4 protein-coding genes (1 of these 4 only partly in view) are annotated in these 6,691 nt (G+C 71.3%); all 4 read right to left on the bottom strand.

Translation table 11 applies throughout. The features are described from left to right. Positions 1-124, bottom strand: partial view of a TIGR00282 family metallophosphoesterase gene (locus VIS07_21190; protein ID HEY8518036.1) — the 5' end (the start) only. 665 nt of this gene lie to the left of the window's left edge; the window shows 124 of its 789 coding nt (coding positions 1-124); it begins with the start codon at positions 122-124; its stop codon lies off the left edge, out of view. Positions 125-191: 67 nt separating this feature from the next. Then, on the bottom strand, positions 192-1,754 hold the full coding sequence (gene rny, locus VIS07_21185) for a ribonuclease Y (protein HEY8518035.1): 1,563 nt from the start codon (positions 1,752-1,754) through the stop codon (positions 192-194). 167 nt (positions 1,755-1,921) lie between these two features. Further along, positions 1,922-3,028: a signal recognition particle-docking protein FtsY gene (gene ftsY, locus VIS07_21180; protein HEY8518034.1), complete on the bottom strand. Its 1,107-nt coding sequence runs from the start codon at positions 3,026-3,028 to the stop codon at positions 1,922-1,924. A 20-nt stretch (positions 3,029-3,048) separates the two neighbouring features. Then, positions 3,049-6,633 carry a chromosome segregation protein SMC gene (smc, locus tag VIS07_21175; GenBank protein ID HEY8518033.1) on the bottom strand — a complete coding sequence of 1,195 codons (3,585 nt, stop codon included), beginning with the start codon at positions 6,631-6,633 and terminating at the stop codon, positions 3,049-3,051. Positions 6,634-6,691 lie beyond the last annotated feature (58 nt).

Genomic DNA, 6,691 nt, shown 5'->3' with positions numbered 1-6,691 from the left:
CCGCGTTCTCGCCGTTGGCGATCACGAAGTCGAGCGCACGCTCGCGACGCAGCGCACGGAGCCGTCGGCGGAGCACCTGGCGCGCACCTCGCCCCACCACGTCGCCCAGGAACAGGAGTCGCATGGCCCGATCCTAGCGGCTCGGGCCGCGATGCGCCCGAGCGGGGAGTCGCTCGTGTCGCTCGCCTACGCTAGCGCGCGAGCTCGCTCGCACGCGTCTCGCGAATCACCGTGACCTTGATCTGACCCGGGTAGGTCATCTCGTTCTCGATCTTGCGAGCGACGTCGCGCGCCAGCACGACCGCCTCGTCGTCCGTGATCCGGCTCGGCTCGACGAAGATGCGGATCTCGCGCCCGGCCTGCACCGCGAACGACCGCTCGACGCCGTAGAACGAGTTCGAAATGCGCTCGAGGTCGTCGAGTCGACGGACGTAGCTCTCGAGCACCTCGCGTCGCGCCCCGGGCCGCGCGCCCGACAGCGCGTCGGCGGCGTCGACCAGCGGCGCGAGGAGCGTTTCCGCACGCACCTCCTCGTGGTGCGCCGCGATCGCGTTGCAGATCTTCGCCGACTCGCCGTACTTGCGCGCGATGTCCGCGCCGATCAGCGCGTGCGAGCCTTCGACCTCGTGGGTCAGCGCCTTGCCGATGTCGTGCAGCAACGCCGCACGACGCGCGTGCTTGGGATTCAGGCCGAGCTCGCTCGCCATGACGCCGCAGATGAACGCGGCCTCGACCGAGTGCGCGAGCACGTTCTGCCCGTAGCTGTAGCGGTACTTGAGCATCCCGAGCAGCTTGATCAGCTCGGGGTGCACGCCGTGCACGCCGACCTCGAAGAGCGCGCGCTGCCCCGCCTCGCGGACGCTCTCCTCGACCTCCTGCTCGGCCTTGCGGACCAGCTCCTCGATGCGCCCGGGATGGATGCGCCCGTCGGAGACGAGCTTCTCGACCGCCATGCGCGCGATCTCGCGACGCACCGGGTTGTGGCACGAGATCACCACCGTCTCCGGCGTGTCGTCGATGATCAGATCGACGCCGGTCGCCGCCTCGATGGCGCGGATGTTTCGCCCCTCGCGGCCGATCAGACGACCCTTCATGTCGTCGGTCGGCAGGTGCACGATCGAGATCGTACGCTCGGCGACGAACTCGCCCGCCAGGCGTTCGATCGCCACCGCGACCACCTTCTTCGCGCGGCGCTCGGCATCGGCGATCGCCTCCTCCTCGATCTGCCGGATCCGCTTCGCCGCCTCGTGCCGGGTTTCGGCGGTGATCTCCTCGAGGAGCGCCTTGCGCGCTTCCTCGCGGTTCATGCCGGCCGCGCGCTCGAGCGCGCGCCGTGCCTCCTCGATCGAGGACTGCAGCGTCGCCCGGAGCTCCTCGGCCTCCTTCTCCTTTTGCCGCAGGTTCGAATCGCGTCGCTCGAGCTCGCTCGAGCGCGTCTCGAGCTTCGCGGCTTGACGCTCGATCTCGAGCGTCTGACTTGCGAGTCGCTTCTCGGCCGCTTGCAGCTGCGCGCGTTGCTCGCGTGATTCCTTCTCGAACTCCGCACGCGAGCGAAGCAGCTCGTCCTTTGCTTGAATCTGCGCCTCGCGGCGCAGGGTATCGGCCTCCCGTCGGGCGTCAGCGAGGATGCGGTCGCGAGCCTCTTCGGCCTCCCGGACTATCGCCGCGACCTCTTTGCGGCGCAGCAAGTACATCGCCAGCGCCACGACGGCCGCTATCACGAAGCCGAGCAATCCGGCTTGCCAGTTGGTCACTTGTATCTCTCCAAGATCGCACTGCGATCCGAGTCATCACGGTTGGCGCCTCCAGAACCGAAGCCCGTGTCACGTTATGCGCACCGTTAGACACGCTCATCTCCGGGGCAGCGCGACCCTAGGAAGTGGGCACGCGCGGTGTCAAGACGCGGCGGGCGTCGCGGTCGTCACTCCGCGCTGAGCAGCCCGTCGAGATACGCGTCCGGATCGAACGGCTGCAGGTCGTCGACCCGCTCCCCGACGCCGACGTAGCGCACAGGCAGCCCGAGCTCGTGGCTGATGGCGATCACCACCCCGCCCTTCGCCGAGCCGTCGAGCTTGGTCAGGATGACACCCGACACGTCGACCGCCTCGCTGAACGTTCGCGCCTGCGACACCGCGTTCTGGCCGGTCGTCGCGTCGAGCACGAGGAGGACCTCGTGCGGCGCGCCGCTGTAGACGCGATCGATCACGCGGCGCACCTTCTTGAGCTCCTCCATGAGGTTCACCTTGGTGTGCAGCCGACCGGCGGTGTCGACGAGGACCACGTCGACGCCGCGCGCGAGCGCCGCCTTGATGCCGTCGAACACGACCGACGACGGGTCCGAGCCGGGAGTCTGGCGGACGAGCTGCGCGCCGGTGCGCTCCGCCCAGACGGCGAGCTGATCGATCGCCGCAGCCCGGAAGGTGTCGCCCGCGACCAGCAGCACCGAGCGCCCGGCGGCGCGATGGCGTGCCGCGAGCTTGCCGATCGTGGTGGTCTTGCCGACGCCGTTCACGCCGACGACGAGCGTCACCCAGGGCTTCTTCGGAAGCTCGCTCGGCTCCGGCGGCGGATCGACGAGCAGCGCGCGCATCTGTGCGCGCAGCGCGGCGGTCATGCGGTCCGGCTCTCGCTCGCGCGCCGGCAGACGACGCAGCTCGTCGATCAGCTTCTGCGTCGCGCGAACGCCGACGTCGCCTTCGATCAAAATTTGCTCGAGCCGCTCGAGGGTCTCGTCTTCCGCGCCGCCGCCGCGCAGGGCGCTCCCGAGCCGTCCCGCGAGCGCGCTGCGGCTCTTCGCGAGCCCGCGCCGCAAGCGCTCGCGGTAGGACTCGACGCGCGGCGGCTCGGCGGGGCGCGCCTCGCGCGCGGGAGCTTCAGGCGCCGCTTCGCGCGCGACTTCGCCAGCGGCTTCGTCCGCGCGCGGCGCCGCCGCGCGTCCGCGCGCCAGGTCGAGCAGCGCGATGACGATCGCAACCGCCCACGCCGCGCCCCACAGGACGAGCGTCGAGGTCGGGTCCAGAGCCTCCATTCAGGACCGTCGTACGATCGTCACGCGCTCGCGGCGAGCCCCACGGAAGAGGTCTCGCGCCCGGAGAGCGAAACCGAGACCACCTGCGAGACGCCGGGCTCGGGCATGGTCACGCCGTAGAGGGAGTGACACGCCTCCATCGTGCGCTGGTTGTGCGTGATGACGATGAACTGGGTGCGCTCGCTCATGCGCTGCAGCAGCGCGTTGAAGCGGCTGACGTTCGCGTCGTCGAGCGGCGCGTCCACCTCGTCGAGGAGACAGAACGGCGTCGCCCGCAGGCTGAACAACGCCATGATCAAGCTGACGGCCGTGAGCGCGCGCTCGCCGCCGGACAGCATCGCGTTTCCGACCCGCTTGCCCGGCGGCTGCGCTTCGATCTCGACGCCGGTCTCGAGCAGGTTGTTCGGGTTGGTGAGCTTCAGGCACGCGTTGCCGCCGCGGAAGAGCTCGACGAAGATCTCGCGGAACTTCTCGTTCGCCTTCTCGAACGTGTCGCGGAAGCGCGCCCGCGTCGTGCGGCTGAGCTCGGCGATCGTTCGGTTGAGGTCCTCCATCGAGCGCTCGAGGTCGCTGCGCTGCGTCTCGAGGAAGCCGAGCCGCTCCTCGAGCTCGCGCGCGTCGGTGATCGCGGTGACGTTCACCTCGCCGAGACGCGCGATGCGATCCTTGAGCTCGGCGACGCGCTGCGTGGCCGCGGCGGCGTCGAAGCCCTCGGGTACGGTCAGCGTCTCGACCTCAACCTCGTGCTTCTCGCGCGTGTTGGCCGCGAGGTTCTCGAGCTGCGTGCGCCGCTCGGCGAGCTTGATCTCGAGGTTGCGGCAGCGCTCGCGCGCTTCCTCGAGCTCGCGACGCGCGGCGGTCAGCGCGGCCTCCGCGGCACGCGCCTGCTCCTGAATCTCCTTCGCCGCGCGGCGCGCCTCCTCCATCTCGCGCTCGCCGCGCGCGAGGGTCTCGCGTGCGGCCTCGAGCTCGGTCGCGAGCTGCTGGTAGGTGGCCTCGTTCGCTTCGCGCTGCGCGGTGAGCTCGGCGCTCTCGGCCTCGAGCGCGCGGCGGCGCGACGCGAGCATCGACTGCTCGTGGGTGAGGCGGCGCAGCTCGCTCTCGACGTTGGCGAGCGTCTGCCGCGCGCGCACGACCTCTTCGCGAGCGGCGTCGCGGCGCGCGGTGCTGCTCTGCAGGACGCGACGCTGGGTCTCGAGAGCCTCCTCCGCCTGCGCGACCGCGGCCTCGCAGACCGCCACCGACTGCTCGCGCTGCCGCGCCTCGGCGTCGGCCTCGTCGAGCGCGGCTCGCGCCTGCGCGGTCGCGGCCTCGGCAGCCGCGAGGTCCGCTTCCGCCTCGGCAACGCGCGCCTGCGCGGCCGCGTGCTCGCGCTGCGCCGCTTCGGCGGCGTGCTCGGCGGCGACCAGCGCGAGCGTCGCCGAGTGCGCCTGGGCGTCGAGCTCGCGCAGACGCTCCGCAAGCATCGCGCACTCTTCGCGCGCCTCGTTGAGCCGCAGCTCGATCGCGGCGAGCCGCACCTCGTCCTCGGCCAGCTGCGCCGTCAGCTCGCCGAGCTCGCGACGCCGCGCCAGCAGCTCGGTGCCGCGCAGCGCCTTGCCGCCGGTCACGATGCCGCGCTTGTCGACGATGTCGCCGGCGCGCGTCACCCAGCTGAAGCCATTACCGTGCGTGCGCCACGCCTCGATCGCGTCCTCGAGATCATCGGCGAGACCGACGTCGCCGAAGAGCGCGCCGCGCAGGTCCTCGTGGCCGCCGCGGACGCCGATCAGGCTCGCGAGCGACGCCGTTCCGGCCGGCAGCTCGTGCGCCCCGTTCGACGAGGTGCGCGGCGACATCGGGACGAGCGACACGCGGCCTTCGCCCGCCTCACGCAGACCGCAGGCGAGCGCCGCGCCGTGCTCGGTGGTGTCGACGATCGCGCCGCGCAGCAGGTCGCCGAGCACCGCGGCGACGGCGGGCTCGAGCTCGGTCGGGATGTCGAGCGCGTCGACGACGAGCCCGCGCGGACGCGGCTCGAGGCTCATCACGGTCGTGATGCCTTCCGCGTAGCCGTCGAACGCCTGCTCACGACTGCGCAGTCCGTCGAGGCGACCGCGCACGTGCACCATCGCCTCGCGCACCGCGGCGTGATTCTCCTCAAGGCGGCGCACCTCTTCCTCTCCGGAGCGCAGCGCCGCCGTGGCCTGGATCTGGTCTTCCGACAAGCGCGCGTGCGCGGCGCGCGCCGCATCGAGCGCCGCGACGGCCTCCGACACCCGCGCGGCGGCGGCGTCGCGGTCCTGCCGACGGCTCGCGAGGCGCTCCGTCAGGCGGTCGCGCTGGTCGCTCGAGCTCGCAAGGCGTGCGACGCACTCCGCTCGCCGCTCGCTCGCGGCAGCGGCGCGGCCGCGCTCCTCGCTGAGCGCGGTCATCGCGGCGGCGTATTCCTGCTCGCAGCGCTCGTGCAGCGGCCGCACCGCCTCGACCTCGTGCTCGACGACCGTCAGCGCCTCTTCGGCCGCGCGCGAGCTCTCGCGCGCCTTTGCGAGCTCCTCCTCCATCGCCGCGGTGCGACCGGCGAGCGCGCTCTCCTGCTCGCCGAGACCGGCGAGCTCCTGCGCGCCGCGCGAGAGGCGGAGGTCGATCGTGCGGATCGTCTCCTGAAGCGCGCTCTGCCGCTCGGACGTGCGCACGACGGCCTCGCTGGCCTCACCGAGCGCCGCGAACGCCCGCTCGATGCGCTCGTTCGCTTGCCGTTCCTCGATGCTCGCGGATGCGCGCGCCTGCTCCTCGACGTCGACGCGCTCCTGGCTCGTCCGCGCCGCTTCGGCGGCGATCGCCAGCGCCTCCTCCAGCGAGCCGACCTCCGCCACCAGGGTCGCGAAGCGCTCCGCCGCGAGCGCGAGCTCGGTTTCGCGCAGCTCCTTCTCGAGCGCCTTGTACTCCTCGGCGCGCTTCGCTTGCCGACGCAGCGCGCCGAGCTGGCGCTCGATCTCGCGCATCACGTCCTTGACGCGGGCGAGGTTCTCCGTCGTGCGCTCGAGCTTGCGCTCGCAGGCGAGCTTGCGGCTGCGGAACAGCGTCGTGCCCGCCGCCTCCTCGATGAAGAGTCGCAGCTCCTCCGGCTTCGCGTTGACGATCTGCGTCACGCGACCCTGCTCGATCATCGCGTAGGCCTTCGGACCGACGCCGCTGCCGAGGAAGAGCTCGGTGATGTCACGCAGACGCGCCGGGGCGTCGTTGATGAAGTAGTGCGACTCACCGGAGCGGAAGATCTGACGCTTGACGGTGAACTCGGAGAGTCGGGCGACGTGCGACGCCAGTCCCTCGCTCTCGGTCGCGACCGGCAGCGAGCCCGCGTCGGACTGCTCGAAGGTCAGCACCACCTCGGCGAGGTTCAGCGCCGGGCTCTTCGCGTTGCCCGCGAAGATCACGTCCTCCATGTCCTTGGCGCGCAGGTGCTTGACGCTCTGCTCACCCAGCGCCCAGCGGATCGCGTCGGCGACGTTCGACTTCCCGCAACCGTTCGGACCCACGATTCCGTTCAGCCCGGGGTTGAACGTCAGGCGCGTGTGGTCGCGGAACGATTTGAAGCCGAACAGCTCGATCTGACGGATGCGCACTACCCCACCTCCTCGTCACCGACCCACGCGCACCGGACACGACGTGTTCCGACGGCTA

Source organism: Candidatus Binatia bacterium, assembly GCA_036563615.1.
Lineage (GTDB): Bacteria > Desulfobacterota > Binatia > UBA12015 > UBA12015 > DATCMB01.
Note: the sequence above shows the minus strand (reverse complement) of the source record. Positions and strands in the feature narration are given on the sequence as shown.

Excerpts from the sequence above, each read along its gene's own strand:
- ftsY (HEY8518034.1), bottom strand. The coding sequence starts at position 3,028 with ATGGAGGCTCTGGACCCGACCTCGACGCTCGTCCTGTGGGGCGCGGCG.